11 protein-coding genes and 1 pseudogene are annotated in these 15302 nt (G+C 67.0%); 6 read left to right on the plus strand and 6 right to left on the minus strand.

Annotated elements, in window-relative coordinates; all coding sequences use genetic code 11:
* Nucleotides 1-4 precede the first annotated feature (4 nt).
* Nucleotides 5-1072: a 3-isopropylmalate dehydrogenase gene (gene leuB / locus GBA63_RS17710; RefSeq protein WP_166178230.1), complete on the plus strand. Its 1068-nt coding sequence runs from the start codon at nucleotides 5-7 to the stop codon at nucleotides 1070-1072.
* Nucleotides 1069-2616, plus strand: coding sequence for a citramalate synthase (gene cimA / locus GBA63_RS17715; RefSeq protein ID WP_166178232.1), 1548 nt, complete (start codon nucleotides 1069-1071; stop codon nucleotides 2614-2616). The genes leuB and cimA overlap by 4 nt, the downstream gene beginning before the upstream one ends.
* A gap of 54 nt (nucleotides 2617-2670) precedes the next feature.
* Here cimA and GBA63_RS17720 read toward each other — a convergent pair whose 3' ends face one another.
* A complete protein-coding gene (locus GBA63_RS17720; RefSeq protein WP_166178234.1) occupies nucleotides 2671-3705 on the minus strand; it encodes an LLM class flavin-dependent oxidoreductase in 1035 nt (344 codons plus the stop codon).
* A 113-nt stretch (nucleotides 3706-3818) separates the two neighbouring features.
* On the opposite strand from GBA63_RS17720, the gene GBA63_RS17725 reads away from it, so the two are divergent.
* Nucleotides 3819-4019, plus strand: a complete 201-nt coding sequence (locus GBA63_RS17725; RefSeq protein WP_166178236.1) for a hypothetical protein — start codon at nucleotides 3819-3821, stop codon at nucleotides 4017-4019.
* 57 nt (nucleotides 4020-4076) lie between these two features.
* Here GBA63_RS17725 and GBA63_RS17730 read toward each other — a convergent pair whose 3' ends face one another.
* From GBA63_RS17730 to GBA63_RS17745, 5 genes and pseudogenes are all read right to left on the minus strand, one after another.
* Entirely contained in the window at nucleotides 4077-5396 is a 1320-nt protein-coding gene (locus GBA63_RS17730) for an SPFH domain-containing protein (RefSeq protein ID WP_207956884.1), read from the minus strand.
* Nucleotides 5396-7039 carry an SPFH domain-containing protein gene (locus tag GBA63_RS17735; protein WP_207956885.1) on the minus strand — a complete coding sequence of 548 codons (1644 nt, stop codon included), beginning with the start codon at nucleotides 7037-7039 and terminating at the stop codon, nucleotides 5396-5398. Before GBA63_RS17735 ends, GBA63_RS17730 begins: the two co-directional genes overlap by 1 nt.
* Nucleotides 7040-7138: 99 nt before the next feature.
* Nucleotides 7139-8083 (minus strand): PA0069 family radical SAM protein, encoded by a 945-nt coding sequence (locus GBA63_RS23750; protein ID WP_228282155.1) that lies wholly within the window; start codon nucleotides 8081-8083, stop codon nucleotides 7139-7141.
* Between the two features lie 156 nt (nucleotides 8084-8239).
* Nucleotides 8240-8977 (minus strand): annotated as a pseudogene (locus GBA63_RS24490) (intein-containing Rv2578c family radical SAM protein); the annotation flags it as partial.
* Nucleotides 8978-9250: 273 nt separating this feature from the next.
* A complete protein-coding gene (locus GBA63_RS17745; RefSeq protein WP_166178240.1) occupies nucleotides 9251-9622 on the minus strand; it encodes an MmcQ/YjbR family DNA-binding protein in 372 nt (123 codons plus the stop codon).
* Between the two features lie 253 nt (nucleotides 9623-9875).
* On the opposite strand from GBA63_RS17745, the gene GBA63_RS17750 reads away from it, so the two are divergent.
* The 3 genes from GBA63_RS17750 to GBA63_RS17760 all read left to right on the plus strand — a co-directional run bounded on the left by GBA63_RS17750 (nucleotide 9876) and on the right by GBA63_RS17760 (nucleotide 15110).
* The gene (locus GBA63_RS17750) at nucleotides 9876-12161 is read left to right on the plus strand and encodes an ABC transporter permease subunit (protein ID WP_166178242.1); all 2286 of its coding nucleotides are present in this window, start codon (nucleotides 9876-9878) and stop codon (nucleotides 12159-12161) included.
* Nucleotides 12162-12343: 182 nt separating this feature from the next.
* A complete protein-coding gene (gene trkA, locus GBA63_RS17755) occupies nucleotides 12344-13681 on the plus strand; it encodes a Trk system potassium transporter TrkA (protein ID WP_166178244.1) in 1338 nt (445 codons plus the stop codon).
* Nucleotides 13671-15110 (plus strand): TrkH family potassium uptake protein, encoded by a 1440-nt coding sequence (locus GBA63_RS17760; protein WP_166178246.1) that lies wholly within the window; start codon nucleotides 13671-13673, stop codon nucleotides 15108-15110. Before trkA ends, GBA63_RS17760 begins: the two co-directional genes overlap by 11 nt.
* Nucleotides 15111-15302: the final 192 nt, after the last annotated feature.

Genomic DNA, 15302 nt, shown 5'->3' on the forward strand with positions numbered 1-15302 from the left:
TATTATGCGCGACTCTTTCGACATACTCTTGCTACCGGGCGACGGCATAGGCCCCGAGGTGGTCGGGGCCGCGCGCGGGGTAATGGACCTCGCGGCCGAGCACTTCGGCGTGAAGTTACGTTACGAGGAGCGCAAGATCGGGGGTGAGGCCATCCGCGACGAAGGCGGTCCCGTCTCCGACGAGACGCTCGAAGCCGCCAGAGCCTCCGACTCCGTCCTGCTCGGCGCGGTCGGCCACCCCGACTTCGACGACGCGCCGGTGCGTCCCGAAGCGGGCCTTCTGAAGCTCAGGAAGCATCTCGGGGCGTTCGCGAACCTGCGGCCCGTCGCGGCGGTTCCGGCGTTGCTCGACGCCTCGCCGCTCAAGAAGGAGGTTGTGTCCGGGGTCGACGTCCTGATCGTGCGCGAGCTTACGGGCGGCGCGTACTTCGGCGAGAAGGAGGAGGGCGACGAACGGGCGAGCGACCTCTCCGTCTACACCAAAGAGGAGATAGACCGGGTGGCCCGCGTCGCCTTCGACGCCGCCAAGCGCAGGAAGCGCCGGGTAACGAGCGTGGACAAGGCGAACGTGATGGCGACCGGCCGCCTGTGGCGCAAGGTGGTTACGGAGGTCTCCAAGGACTACCCGGACGTCGAGCTGGACCACGTGCTCGTGGACGCGGCGGCGATGCATCTCGTGCGGGAGCCCGGGCGGTTCGACGTGATGCTCACCGAGAACCTCTTCGGGGACATACTCTCCGACGAGGCGGCGATGCTCCCCGGTTCGATGGGGATGCTCCCTAGCGCTTCTCTAGGGGAGCCCGGCTCGCCCGGCATCTTCGAGCCCGTCCACGGCTCCGCGCCGGATATCGCGGGGCAGGGCAAGGCGAACCCGTACGCCGCGATCTTATCTGCGGCCATGATGTTCCGCCACACTTTGGGCCGGCCCGACGTGGCGGAGGCCATAGAGCAGGGAGTCTCGGTGGCGCTGGAGGCCCACTTCTTGACGGCCGACCTCGGCGGCAGCAAGACCACGGAGCAAGTAGCGGAGGCCGTTGGACGCTGGATCGGGGCCGGGGAGGGCGTGGCATGAGCGTCAGGCTTTTCGACACCACCCTTCGGGACGGCACGCAGCGCGAGGGCGTCAGTTTGACGACCGAGGACAAGATCCGGATAGCCAAAGAGCTTGACACCCTCGGCGTCCACTACATCGAGGCGGGCTTCCCCGCCTCCAACCCCAAGGACCTGGAGTTCTTCGAGAACTTCGACGCGTCCGAGCTTGAGAACGCGAGGCTCGTCGCCTTCACCCGCGCCCGGCGCCCGAACGGCCGGGCCGACGAAGACCCCGCCGTGACGCTCCTCCCCTCCCTCACAGCCCCCGTCGCCTGCATCGTCGCCAAGAGCTGGAAGCTGCACGTGGAGAAGGTCCTCAGGACCACGCCGGAGGAGAACATGGAGTCCGTGAGGGATACCGTCTCCTACCTGGCGAGCGCCGGAAAAGAGGTCCTCTTCGACGCCGAGCACTACTTCGACGGCTTCAGGGACGACCCCGACCACGCGCTCGCGGTGCTGCGGGCGGCGGCCGAATCCGGCGCGACGACGCTCGTCCTGTGCGACACGAACGGCGGCACGCTCCCGACGGAGCTAAAGGCGGTAGTACAAAGGACCGTGCGCGAGTTTCCCGACGTCGAGGTCGGCATCCACACCCACAACGACGCCGGGTGCGGGGTGGCGAACGCGCTCGCGGCCGTCGAGGCCGGGGCCACGCACGTCCAGGGGACCGTAAACGGCGTCGGGGAGCGGACCGGCAACTGCGACCTCGTCACGACCATCGCCAACCTGCAGCTAAAGATGGGCCTGAAGGTCGTGGATGAGGAGGGCTTGAAGAAGCTGACGGGGGTCTCGAACTACGTCTCCGAGCTCATGAACCTGACGCCGGACACGCACAGGCCCTACGTCGGGAGGAGCGCCTTCGCCCACAAAGGCGGGTTGCACGTGGACGGTATCAGCAAGGACCCATCGACCTACGAGCACGTGGCGCCCGAGGTCGTGGGCAACGTCAGGCGCACGCCGGTCGGGGAGCTCTCGGGCAAGAACTCCATCAAGGCAAAGGCGGCGGAGCTCGGCATAGACGCCGGCGACGCAGCCCAGATCCTCTCCGCCATAAAGAGGCGCGAGTATGAGGGCTACCACTACGAGGCCGCCGACGCCTCCCTCGCCCTCCTTATCGGACGCACGGCCGGCGAGGCCACCCCACTCTTCGAGCTAGAGACGTTCAGGATAATCTCCGAGAAAAGGGCAGACGGCCGCACGACCACGGAGGCGACCGTAAAGCTCTTCGTTCGGGGCCAGAGGGTCATCTCGACCGCGGAGGGCAACGGCCCCGTCAACGCTTTGGACAAGGCGCTAAGAGAAGCGATCGGCCCGCACTACCCGGAGCTCAAGGAGATCCACCTCTCCAACTACAAGGTCCGCATCCTAGACGAGCACCGGGCGACGGCGGCAACGACCCGCGTCCTCATAGACTCCACGGACGGCAAGCGCGTCTGGGGCGCCGTCGGGGTGGGCGAAAACATCATCGAGGCGAGCTGGCAGGCCCTCGTCGACGGCCTCGAGTACGGGGTGAACTCCGGCTAGCGACCTTCCGCTGGCAAGTCGCGAGAGCCGATTCCCTCCGGTCTCGTGTCCGGGCTAGCTTCCCTGCCGGGCTGAAGACGCGCCTGCGGGCGAGATCTCGAAGGCTTCGGCGAGGAGCTCGTAGGAGCGCAGGCGTTCGGAGGGGTCGTGGACGTTGGTGGTGACCATGATCTCGTCCGCCCCCGTGCGCCCGGCTAGCTCCTCGATCCGCGCCCTGACGCTCCGGGGGTCGCCGACGATCTGCATGGAGCTGTAGGTTTCGGCGAGCCGGCGCTCCGCGGGGGTGTAGGGGTAATCGACGGCCTCTTCGGGGCTGGGAAGCGGCCCCGGACGCCCGCTCCGCATCCGGACCCAGGCGAGTTCCATGGACGAGGCGAGCTCCCGCGCCCGCCCGCCGGTCTCGGCGCAGACGACGGCGACGGCGAGGATGGCCGAGGCCCGCTCGAACGTGGGTGAGGGCTCGAAGCCCTCGTTGTAGGCGCGCATGGCGGGGGCCGGGTCCGTGGGGCTGAAGTGCGCGGCGAAGGCGTAGCCGAGGCCCATCTCCCCGGCCGCCCTGGCGGAGTAGCCGCTGGAGCCGAGGAGCCAGATCGGGGGCAGCTCCACGTCGTCGGGCATCGCCGCGACGGACCGGAACGGGTGCCCTTCGGGAAACTCGTCGCCAGCGTAGGCCAAAAGCTCGGCGAACTGCTGGGGGAAATCGTCGCCCCCGGCCTGCGAGCGTCTCAGAGCGGCCGCTGTCGTGGGATCGGTGCCGGGCGCGCGTCCGATGCCGAGGTCGATGCGACCGGGGTGGAGGGCCTCCAGGACCCTGAAAGTCTCGACGACCTGGAGCGGGGCGTGGTTGGGGAGCATTATGCCCCCCGCCCCGACCCTCAAGTTCTCCGTGACGCTGGCGACGTGCCCGATCATTACCTCCGGCGCGGAGCTGGCGATCATGGCGAGGTTGTGGTGCTCGGCGAGCCAGTACCTCCTGTAGCCGAGCCCGTCTACCAGCCGCGCCAGATCCAACGTGTCGCGCAGCGCCCGCGAACTGCTCGAACCCGCGCTGACCGGCGAGACGTCCAGGACGGAGAGCCCCAGGTCCATGTGGCCTCCCTTGTGAAGAGTAGGTTGATGCCGCACGCTATTGTATACGCAATATCGTAGGGTTCCCGGGATATGGCTCACCTGCTCCGCGCCCGGGGAACCTCTACCCCGCGTTGTCGGAGGCGACCCGTGAGGCGATCCTGACCGCGGTGACCACGGACGCAGCATCCGATACGGCGACCGGCCACGACCGGGTCTCAAGCCGCGCCGTTGCCCTGAAGGTCGTCCTTTTCGAAGCGCCCGCCGGGTTCACGCCCCTGGAGAGCGCCCTGCTCTCGGAGTGGCTCGACAGGCTCGGTCGTCACCGCGGCTGATCCCCCGCCAGAGACGCTGGGTCGGGCCGTACGACCGTTCCTCTCCCGTTCGGGACTTTAGCCTTCGCCGTCGATGAGGTCCATGGCCGTCTTGCGGACGGTATCTCCGGCACCGTTCGACGCGCCGCCGTTGCGGGTTAGTTGCGGGATCATCTGGGCCAGGATGAGGGTAGAGAGCGCGGACTGCTCGCCCCCCTCACCCCGCACCAGCACGGGGCGCGGGGCGTGCTGCATGAGCCTCTCTCCGACTTCGATGCGGCGCCGGGCGAGCTCGTAGCGGACGACCGCGCGGTTGTCCCTGTGCGCCTGGCCCAGGTGGCGGAGGGCCGTCGCCTCGTTCTCGGCCTCGGTCAAGGCCGCCCTGCCCCTCGTCTCTATCTCGAGGCGCACGCGCTGGGCCTCGGTCTCTTTCTCCTCCAGCATGCGGGCCACGTCCTGGCGGGCGCGGTTGCGGGCCTCCTTTACCTCGATTAGGCGGGCGTCGCGGTCTTTTTTGGAGCGCTCTATCTCCATCAGGAGCGTGTCTATGCGCTGTTTGCGGGTAAGCTCCCACTCGCGTTCGTAGGCGGCGAGTTCCTTGGCTACGCGCTCGCGGGTGGCGAGGTGGGTCTGGTACTGGTCGGGGAGTTGGACGTCGGGGATGTTGGCCCCGAGGATGCGCACGCCGTAGCTGGCGAGCTGGCGGTTCAGGTACTCCTGCATGTCCCCCACGTCCGAGCCGCGCAGGTCGTACGCCTTCTCGGTGCTGACCTGGCGGCTCCTTTGCCGGATCGCGTCCTGCACGGCGCTGCTCAAGACGAGGTCGAAGTTGGAAGCGCCTATCGTCCTGACGAAAGCGAGCGGGTCGACTATGCGGAACTTGAGGAAGAACTCGATCGCCTTGAGCGGCACGTTCTCGCGCGTCGGGCAGACGGCGACGGGGGCGAGGTAAGGGATCTCGGTGGCCGTGTCGACGACGAACTCGACCTTGTCCCACGGCCTCCAGAGGTAGTGGCGGCCCGGCGGGAGCGTCCCCTCTATCCTGCCGTAGCGCGAGAGGACGCCCGTCGTCCCCTGCTCTATCTCGACGATGGCCCCGCGCCAGAGCCAGAGGAGGGCGAGCGCCAGGAAGAAGAGGGCGACGAGGCCGGCGAGGACAGCGACCGCGACGCTGCCGGAGAAGAGGCCGAAGCCCATTACGTAGATGGCGACGCCGAGAAGGAAGAGCCAGCCGTAGCGGCGGCGGTCCTTGAGGATGACGACGGGCACGATCTGGCCCCCCTCCCCACCCCGCAGGAACTGCCGCACCCCGGACCAGCCGGAGACCACTTCCTTTATCCGGGAGAACTCCTGCGCGTTCGCGACCGCCCTGGCCTGCGCCCCCATCGACTCGGCCATCAGGCCTCCTCCCCGTTCGTGCCGGGTTGCTCGTCGTGGCCGAGGCGCTCGACGCGCTCCTTGACGGCCTCGTCCGTCACGGACTGCCGGATCTCCTCGACCCTGTCTTCTGTCGCGGCCTCGGCCACCGGGCGTTCGGGCGGTCCCGCTTCCGGCCGGGCGCCCTGGCCGCCCGAGAGGCGCTCTATCTCACGGGCGCGGTCGCGGATGCGGGCCTGAATCTCCTCCATCCGATTTCGGATAGCCTGCATGTCCCCGGGCGTGAAGAGCGGCTCGTCGCCGGTCCCGATCATGCGGCGCGAGATCTCCAGAAAGTCCACGGCCTCCTCACCGTCTTTTCCGATCTGGACCACCTGCGGCAGGCTGTCGGCCACCCCGGCGAGCTTCTCGAGCACGTCCTGCTGGAAACGGTACTCGAGTATCTCCGGCGCTTCGGCGCTACTCACGGCCCTGATGTCCAAAGCCTGGGCCTCCAGCAGGGAGGCGTTTGCGTTTGCCGTGCTCTCGACCTCGACCATCCGCTCGCGGGCGCTGGCGTTGGCCCGGTTCGTCTCGCGCTCGCGGGCCGTGTCGATCTGGGCCTGGTAGGTCGCGATCTCGGCGCTTATGGCAGAGCGCGTCTCGCGCAGGGACGCGAGTTCCCCCCGCAGCTCACCCTCGTCCTGCTCCTTGCGCAGCCTGAGCTCGTACTCGTAGGTGTAGGCCTCCTTCGCCACGCGGACCATCTCGGGGGCCGCGAGGTCCATCCTGTACTCCTGGCTGGAGGGCTCGGCGTGCGTGATGTTCGCGTTGGTGAAGCGTATGGCCGGGAGGAACTGCTCGTTGAGGGAGTCCAGGAACTTCTGGGTGCTCTCGCCGACGAGGTCGTAGATGTCCTCGGCTCGCTGCTCGTAGATCAGGGCGCGCGTGACCTCGCTTATGGCGTTCTCCAGCTTGTCCGAGAACCCCTTGACCCCGCCCACGGTGAAGATGAACTCCGCGGGCTCCTCGATCCTGAACTGCAAGAAGAGATCCACGCTCGCGTTGACCCGGCTCGACGTCGGCGCCTGGCGAATGGGCGCGTTGTACGGGTACTCCCTGGTCGTGTTGACGATGTAGCTCACCTGCTTCCACGGGTTGAACAGGAGCTTCCGTCCGGCCCCGACGACCTCTTCGAGCTTGCCGAAGCGGGTTATTACGGCCCGGCAGCCGTCGGGGACCATGACGACGCTCTGGCGCCACCAGGTAAAGGCGGCCAGCCCGATCAGGAGCAGCCAGAGGTGCGGCCCGAAGAGCGCGAGCCCCAAAGCGCCGACGCCCGGCACCTGGCTCAACGCCACCGTGACAACGACCCCGAGAAAGACGAACACGGCGAGCATCCCTATCGGCATCAAACGCCAGAACAGGGACTGGCGGTTCGGGATGACGACGGGGGAGATCGCGTTTATGAACCTCCCCGACCCGTCCACGGTAGGGAAGCTCCTGTTGACGATCTCGGCCGCCTCCGAGAGCGCGGCGCTCTGCTGCTCTATCCTGGTCCCGGTCGTCCCCCCACGCTCCCGCGCCGAGAGGAAGTCCCTGGCGTCTATCCTGAACTGCTCGGCCCCGTCATCCTCGTCGAAGCCTTCTACCGCGTCGCGCACCCTCTCGCCAAGCCTCGCCACAAGAATCCTCCCACCCTATCGGACGGCCACGAACCTTCTCGCGGACCATGTTTGCACGGCCACGCCCACCACACAACTCGGACCGGAGTCCGCTTCTCTTTAGTCGAACAGACCGGGTTGCGCCCCACCATCTTTACGGAACGAGGCGGTGGATAGTTTCGGGAACCGCCCGCGCTCGATCCCTGCCCGCCGGCAAGCCACGCCAAAGAGCCGCGACACGTGCTCCGCGTAGACTCCCCCACCCTCCATGCGCGACCCGAACTCGGGATCGTTGAGTTTCCCGCCCCGCATCGAGCGGACGCGGCCCAGCACCTTCTCCTTGCGGTCGGGGAAGTGACGCCTCAGCCAGTCCTCGAAGATCGGGGCGACGGCCCCCGGAAGGCGCACGGGGACGTAGCCGGCGAAGGTCGCGCCGGCCTCCGCGGCGGCGGAGAGGAGGTTCGGGAGCTCGTGGTCGTTGAGGCCGGGTATCACGGGCGCCGTCATCACGCCGACCGGGATGCCCGCTTCCGCGAGCTTCCTTATAGCGGCCAGCCGCCGCACCGGCCTCGAAGTCCGCGGCTCCATGATCCTGCGCAGTTCGTCGTCCAGGGTGGTCAGCGAGACGGCAACGGCGGCTGCGTCGTGGCGGGCTAGCTCCGAGAGCAAGTCTATATCCCTGGTTACGAGGTGGTTCTTGGTGACCACGACCACCGGGTTTCGGAAATCGGCGAGGACTTCGAGGCAGCCGCGGGTGATCCCGAGCTTCTTCTCGACCGGCTGGTAGCAGTCAGTAACGCCGCTCATCGAGAGCACCTTCGGCTCCCACCGCGCCGAAGAGAGTCGCTTGCGGAGCAAGGCGGGCGCCTCCTCCTTCACGAGCACCTTGCTCTCGAAGTCCAGCCCAGCCGAGAGACCAAGATACTCGTGCGTGGGACGGGCGTAGCAATTGTGGCTGACCACGCCGTCAGCGATAAAGTCTCCGGTGCCCGTGGTGATGTCGAAGAGCTTCCTGACGCCCAGCGGTTCGACGGACACTACGCGCAAATTCGCGTTGCTCTTCAAAGCGATTCCTTCTATATCCCGCTTACGCGAGATGGCGGGGTCCATGGTATGGAAGAAGCGCAAATGTTCTTTCAAACCGCCGCGGATTCTAATCACCTTGATGGGTCGTGCCTGTCTCTTGCCAGCAATTTCGATCTCCAGATCAAAACCGAAACGCTCCAGGCAATGCACGGCACGATCAACGATTTCCGTATCGGTGTTGTGGATACGCAGCGTGTTGTTTCCGTAACTACCTTCCGCGTCGAAGATGCCTGCCAGGAATCCTTTGCACCAGGAATCGGAGGGTAAGTACGACCAGGCTATGATCCCGCGTATGCGTTCCACGTTCCCACGGGTGCCGGTACGGATCGCCCGCATCGATTTCCTGCCAGCGATAGCTTCTTGAAAGGCGTAGCTCTGCGTCGTTATCTTGAAATCCAGTAGATACTTCGTTGTCTTATCTAGAGCTTCTTTATCGGTGAGCGCAAGCCGAAACCGGTACTGTTTGCCTTGAGTTCCCCAAGGACGTTCGTACAAGTGCGTCGCAAGATGTCCGTCTCCTCGTATCATTCCGCAAAGATAGCCTTGCTTGTAGTCTTGATCTTCCTGCGGTGGCGCCGCGAACGCCCCTGTACCTATCAGTTTGTCGTTCGTCGTCAGGTACGGTCTCTGCCCGTGTCCTTGCATAGTTCCAACGACAAACTTCCAACCTCGCTCTGTCAGGAACCGATGGTCACCGCTTGAGATGAGGCTTGTTCCGTCTCCCAAAGTCACGCGGTACGCTGGCCTACGTACGCTCCATTGATCCAGAACGTGCGTCTTTGTGTAGCGACGATACCGGCCACGTCTAGCTGTCCCATATATCTCGTCTCCGACGCATAGATTCTTGAGACGCCGAGCAGTCCCGTCCGCCATGAGAATCGGTGTGTCGCCACCCAGGCAATAACTGCACCCATGACTACATCCCCTGTACGGGTTGATGCTTGCGTCGAAGCCGATGTCGGGGCTGTTGTTCGTGGCGATTATGGAACGGGAGTGGTCGCGCAGGTAGACGGTCTCGGGGCGGGGCTCGTCTTGTGTCTCGGCCGGGTCCGGCTCTATGGCTATCTTCTCGAAGCGGTTTTTCGGGTTGGCTGCGGCCCCGCGGCCGACGATGCTCGGGGGGATCCCGTTCCCTTCGTTCAACGGTTATCTGACGCCTCTCAGGGCTTCTCTGTCGGATTTATTGAGGCTTTCGACGACTATGTCGTAGGAGGCGTCGATGAGTTCCGTCGCCTCGTCCTCGGGGACAGTTCCGTCGCAGGCGAGGGTGCTCCAGTAGCGTTTGTCGAAGTAGCGGGCGGGCCGGACGGACGGGTACTGGCCGCGAAGGAGGCCGGTTAGTTCCGGGTCGGCCTTGAACGTCACCTTCGCGGGCGACTCCTCGGCGTGCAGGACGACGAAGATCTTGCCCCGGACCTTGAAGACCAGGTGCTCCTCGCCGAACGGGAAGCCCGACGTGACGCCCGGCTTCTGTCCGCAGTGGTCTCTCAGGTATTCCGGAGAGGGCCGTTCGTTCAAGAGAGGCTCGCTTTCGTTGGTTGCACCTCCTCCGGGGTAAGTCTAATCACGCGGTGTGGTTCTCCAAGGGGCCGTTTTTCGGATGCAGGGCGCCGGAAAGCGGTAGGATATTAGGCTTGAGTTGGAACGAACCCGGAGATCTCGGCCAGGGGCCGCGGGGAGGTTCGGTGAGGATGGAGCCGTACGCACAGAGCATCGCTCGCGCCTGGACTCTATGTACGCCTGCCTCCGGTTCTTACCGGGGGCATTCGCTGTGAGGCGGGCCGTCGGGCCGGCGTTGTTCTCGACGTTCGTGGCGCTCTTCGCGGTCGTGAGCCTGCTGCCCGTGGCGTGGGTCTTCAAGACGAACGCGGTGGGCAGGATCGTAAGCCCGGGCGAGATCTTCGCCCCCCCGCCCGAGGTCTTCCCGGACGGCTTCTCGCTGCTGCCGTACGTCTCCATCCTCTACGACCTGGACTTCTTGAGGCCTCTGGCGAACGGGATCATAACGACGGCGACGACGGCTGTGGTTTGCTTCTTGATCGGCTCGATGGCGGCCTACGCCATAGCCCGGCGCGGTTTCCGGCCGGGAAACACGGCCCTGACGCTGGTGCTCGCGATGGGCCTTCTGCCCCCGCTCGCGGCCGTGGCGCCGCCGCTGGTCAGGTCGGCGGTACTCGAGGTGTCGCACAGCCGCCTGGCGATGCTCGTTCCCGACCTCGTCGTCGCGCTGCCGCTCGCCATCTGGTTTCTGGTGTCGTACTTCAGGGAGCTTCCGGCGGAGCTCGGGGAGGCGGCGAAGACAGACGGGACCGGGCCCGGGACCTTCTGGCGCATCATGCTGCCGATCGCCACCCCGGGCGTGCTTACGACGGCCGTCCTCACGTTCGTCTTCGCCTGGAACCAGTACCTCTTCGCCAGAAACCCGGCCATCGAGGAGAGGCTTCGGCCCGTCGCGGCCGTCCTGCCCGAGCTTCCGAACGACCTCCTGCCGGCCCTCTCCGTCGTCGTCACCCTGCCGCTCGTGGCCCTCGTCCTGGGCTACCAGCGCCTCGTGGTCACGGGCTCCCCGGCCGTGGTGGAAGGGGACCCGGGGGCCAGCACGAAAGACCCGGCGAAGGTGCGCGCGCGACGGGTCGCGCCGGGTGTCGCGACCGCCGTCCTGTTGCTCGCCCAGAGTTGGGCGCTGTTGCTCTTTTTGCGCCACGGGTGGGACGCGCTCGCCTTCCAGTATCCGCTCAACTACGGGGAGGGACCCCTGCTCGACCAGGCCGTGAGGCTCGCTGGCCTCGGGAACATCTATCCGGGGGATCTCGGGGATGCGCCGTACACGATCTCGAACTATCCCCCTTTCTACCTGCTCGTCCAGGCGCCGTTCGTGTGGCTCTTCGGGCCGGAGTTCTGGTACGGGCGCCTGATCTCACTCGCAAGCGTCGGCGCAACGGCCCTCTTCGTGGCCTTTACGCTCTACACGCTCACGAAGGACCGCATAGCGGCCCTCGCCGCGGGCCTGACCTTCCCGGCGATCCCGTACGTCCTCCGCTGGTCCGCTCTCGGCCGGGTGGACCTTCTCGGCCTCGCCCTCTCCTGGGCCGGCCTCTTCGCCGTCGTGCGCTGGCCGGATAGGCGCCGGACGATGGTGCTGGCGGCCCTCCTGTTCGTGGCTGCCGTCTCGACCCGCCAGACCTACGTGCTCGCGGCCCCGCTGACGGCATTCGTGTGGCTCGCGGTCCAGGGCAAGCGCCGCCGGGCGCTGGAGCTGGCCGGCGTCTCCTGCGGCGTCGGGCTCTTCACCTTTCTCTCCCTGAACCTCGCCACCGACGGCGGCTTCTTTCTCCACACGGTAACGGCCAACATAAACGACTTCCGGTGGGAGCGGGTGAGCTTCAACGCCCTGGGCGCGCTGCTCGCGTGCCCGCTGCTCTTGCTCGGCGGGCTCGCGGTGGCGTGGAAGGCCCCGCGGGATAGGGCGTGGTGGCTCGTTATGCCCTACCTGGCGCTCAGCTTCCCGTCGGCCCTGCTCGTCGGCAAGGTGGGCTCGGACGTCAACTACCTGCTCGAGCTCTCCGCCGCGCTCTGCCTGGCGACCGGCGCCCTCATAGCCTGGCAGCGAGAGCGCCCGCGCCTGAGGGCCCTGCTCATCTCGCTGCTCGCCGTGCAGGTGCTCGCCCTCGCCCAGTCCTCGCTCGTCCCCTCGGGACTGCAGGACTACGTGGTGGATCAGGAACAGGAAGTCGCGCAACTCTCCAGGATCGTGGCCGAGGCCGACGGGCCGGTCCTGACGGACGAGTACATGGGCCTTCTGCCCCTCAACGGCAAACGCATCCACCTTCAACCCTTCGAGATGACCCAGCTCTCCCGGGACGGCTCCTGGAACCAGGACCGCGCCGTAGAGTCCGTCCGCAAGGAAAAATACTCGGTCATCATGATGTGGGAGCCGCCCTTCGCCAAAGACATAAAGCAGGACCGCTGGACGGAGGAGATGCTCGGCGCGGTCGAAGCCAGCTACGAGCCCGAAGAGAGGCTCGCGGACATGGTGGTGTACCGACCCAGGCATTAGGCATCAGGTTTCGGGTTTTTCTGAGGCGTGGACGGGGTTCATGTCCGCGCCGTAGTCTGAAACGCAGGGTTACCCCGGACGGTAGGGGCGGTTCGCGAACCGTCCTAACGACTTTTTGGCCGGCGACGCGACTACGCGCGCGCCGGTAGACTGGGGCCCGTTACCGGAGAGGAGGCGAGGCGGTGCGGGTCGTGATCGTTGGCGGCGGCGAGGTAGGGTTCAACGCGGCGAGGATGCTCTCAGGCGAGGGCCACAGGGTGGTGGTCATAGACCAGGACGAGGCCCACGTCGAGCGGATGTCCGAGCAACTCGACGCCCTCGTGATGCAGGGCAACGGGGCGAGCCCGAAGACGTTGCGGGAGGCGGAGACAGACAAGTCCGACCTCCTCATAGCCGTCACGAGCTCGGACGAGTCGAACATCATCGCGTGTCTGGCGGCCAGGGCGCAGGGCGTGGCGCGCACCGTCGCCCGCATCAACAACCCCGACTACTACGACCCCGAGGAGACCTTCGCCGGAAAGACCCTCGGGATAGACTTCGTCATACACACCGAGCAGATGGCGGCGGAGGAGATCTTCGAGGCCCTCATGGCCCCCGGCGCCGTGGACGTGGAGACCTTCGCCGAAAAGACCATCCAGGTGGCCGAGGTGGTCCTCAAGGAAGGCTCCCCGGCCGTTGACAGGGCGGTCAGGGACGTGAGGCTTCCGCGGCGGAGCCTAGTGGTCGGGGTGGTGCGGGGCGGGGAGCCGCTCGTGCCGACGGGGAAGACCGTGCTCAGGAGGGGGGATCACGTGTTCCTGATCGGGGAGCGGCGGCGCAGCATCCCCGCGGCCGTCGCGGCCGTCGCCACGGACACGGAGCCTGTCAAAGAAGTCATGATCCTGGGCGGCCACCGCATCGGCCTGATACTGGCCCAGATCCTGGAGCGCGCCGGCATCTCCGTGAAGGTCGTCGAGCGCGACGAGGCCCGCGCCCGCCACGTCGCCTCCCAGCTGAAGAGGGGCCTGGTACTGCGCGACGAGGGCGTCTCACGAGACTTCCTGCTCGCCGAGGGCGTGGACACGACGGACGCCTTCGTGGCCGTGACCGAGGACGACCGGGCGAACCTTTTGGCGGCCATGAACGCGCGAACGCTCGGCGCCCGGTTGACGGTCGCCGGGATAAGCCGCTCGGAGTTCTCCCCGCTCTCGGAGGCGCTCGGGGTGGACGTCGCCGTCTCGCCGCGGCTGCTGGCGGCCGGGGCGATCCTGCGGTTCGTCAGGCGGGGTGAGATCGCGGCGGTCACCCTGCTCGAGAGCGGGGCCCAGATCATAGACCTCGGCGTGCCGGCGGGCTGCCGCGTCGTCGACCGCCCGCTCTCGGAGGTCGCCTTCCCGAAAGGCGCCATCGTCGGGGCGGTCTTGAGGGACGGCGCGGTGCTCATCCCGGGCGGGGGGGACGCGCTGCGGGCGGGGGACGAGGCCGTGGTCTTCACCGTCGGGTCGGCGGTCGAAGAGGTGGAGGCGCTCTTTGCACCCTAGGGTGATCGCAAACGCCCTCGGGGCCGTATACGCCGCCGGGGGCGCCGCGATGCTCGTCCCCGCCCTCTACGCCCTGCTCGTCCGCGACGGCAACGCCCTCTCTTTCGCCGCTCCCGCCCTCGCGACCGTGGTGGCCGGGGCGGCCGTCTTCTTTCTGACGCGCAGCGAGAGGCCCTACGTCTCCGGGCGGGACGTGTACATGATCGTGACGCTCGGGTGGCTCGGGGTGGGGGCGGTCGGCGCCATACCCTTCGTCCTCTCCGGGCTTATGGGACCCGTGGACGCCTTTTTCGAGTCGATGGCGGGCTTTACGACCACCGGGGCTTCGACGATAGGGACGCCGGAGGAGGTGGCGCCCTCTCTCCTTCTCTGGCGCAGCCTCAGCCAGTGGGCCGGGGGGATAGGTATCGTGCTCCTCTTCGTGGCCGTGGCGCCCCTAGTTGGCTTCGGGGCGACGCAGCTGTACTCCGCCGAGGCCGCGGACCCGGTCCCGGACCGGATGACCACCCGCATCGCTGACACGGCCAAGATCCTCGCCCTCGTCTACGGCTCCCTGACCGCGGGCGGCGTCGTGGCCCTCTTCCTGGCAGGCATGAACCCCTTCGACGCGGTCAACCACGCCCTCACCACGGTCTCGACGGGCGGCTACTCGACCCGCACGGAGTCCATAGCCGCCTTCGACTCGGTGGCGGTCGAGCTCGCCGTCACGGCCGGGATGGTCCTCTCGGGGGTCAACTTCGCCCTGTACTTCAGGGCCGCCAGGGGCCGGCTCGGCCTCGCCGTCGGCAACGCCGAGCTGCTCGTCTTTCTCGGCATCCTGGCGGTGTCGGCCCTGATGGTCTCGGCCTCCCTCTACACCGGGGGCGCTTCCCTCCCGTCTGCCGGGCGGGACGCGCTCTTTCAGACGGCGAGCCTGCTCACGGGCACGGGCTTCGTGACCGCCGACTGGAAGGCGTGGAGCCCGTTCTGCCAGGGCCTCTTGATGCTGCTCCTCACCGTCGGCGGCAGCGCCGGCTCCACGAGCGGCGGCCTCAAGGTGGTCCGGGTTATGCTACTGGCCCGTCACGCCTGGCAGCAGGTCTTCAAAATGGTCCACCCGCAGGCCGTAACCCTGCTCAGGTTCGGCCACCGCGTGATCCCGGAGAGGCTCCGTATCGCCTTTTTGGGCTTCTTCTTCGTCTACGTCCTCGCCCTCGTCACGGGAACCCTGCTCCTCACCCTACACGGCGTGCCACTCGGAGCCTCCTTCGGCTCCATCTTCGCCTGCATAAACATCGCGGGCACGGCCCTCGGCCCCGTCGGCGACGCCCCCTTCTTCGCCGGCCTGCCCGCCTCCGCCAAGGTCCTGCTCACCTTCTTCATGCTCCTCGGCCGCCTCGAGCTGTTCACGGTGCTCGTGCTCCTCACCCCCGAGTTCTGGCGGAGTTAGCACGCCGCCCTTCGGGCAGCTTGCCAGCACGCTACGCCCTTCGGGCTCCGCTCTCGGCACGCCTCGGGCCTTCGGCCCTCGCTCTCAGCCTGTCAGCTTTCTACCGCCCAAGGCCTGGCCGCGTTTGGCGTAGCGGTTTAGATGCCGGGAGGCGTAACGTGTACGGACGACTTGCTGACCGGCTGAAGTGCT

It is taken from the genome of Rubrobacter tropicus (genome assembly GCF_011492945.1).
In the GTDB taxonomy this organism is placed as follows: domain Bacteria; phylum Actinomycetota; class Rubrobacteria; order Rubrobacterales; family Rubrobacteraceae; genus Rubrobacter_D; species Rubrobacter_D tropicus.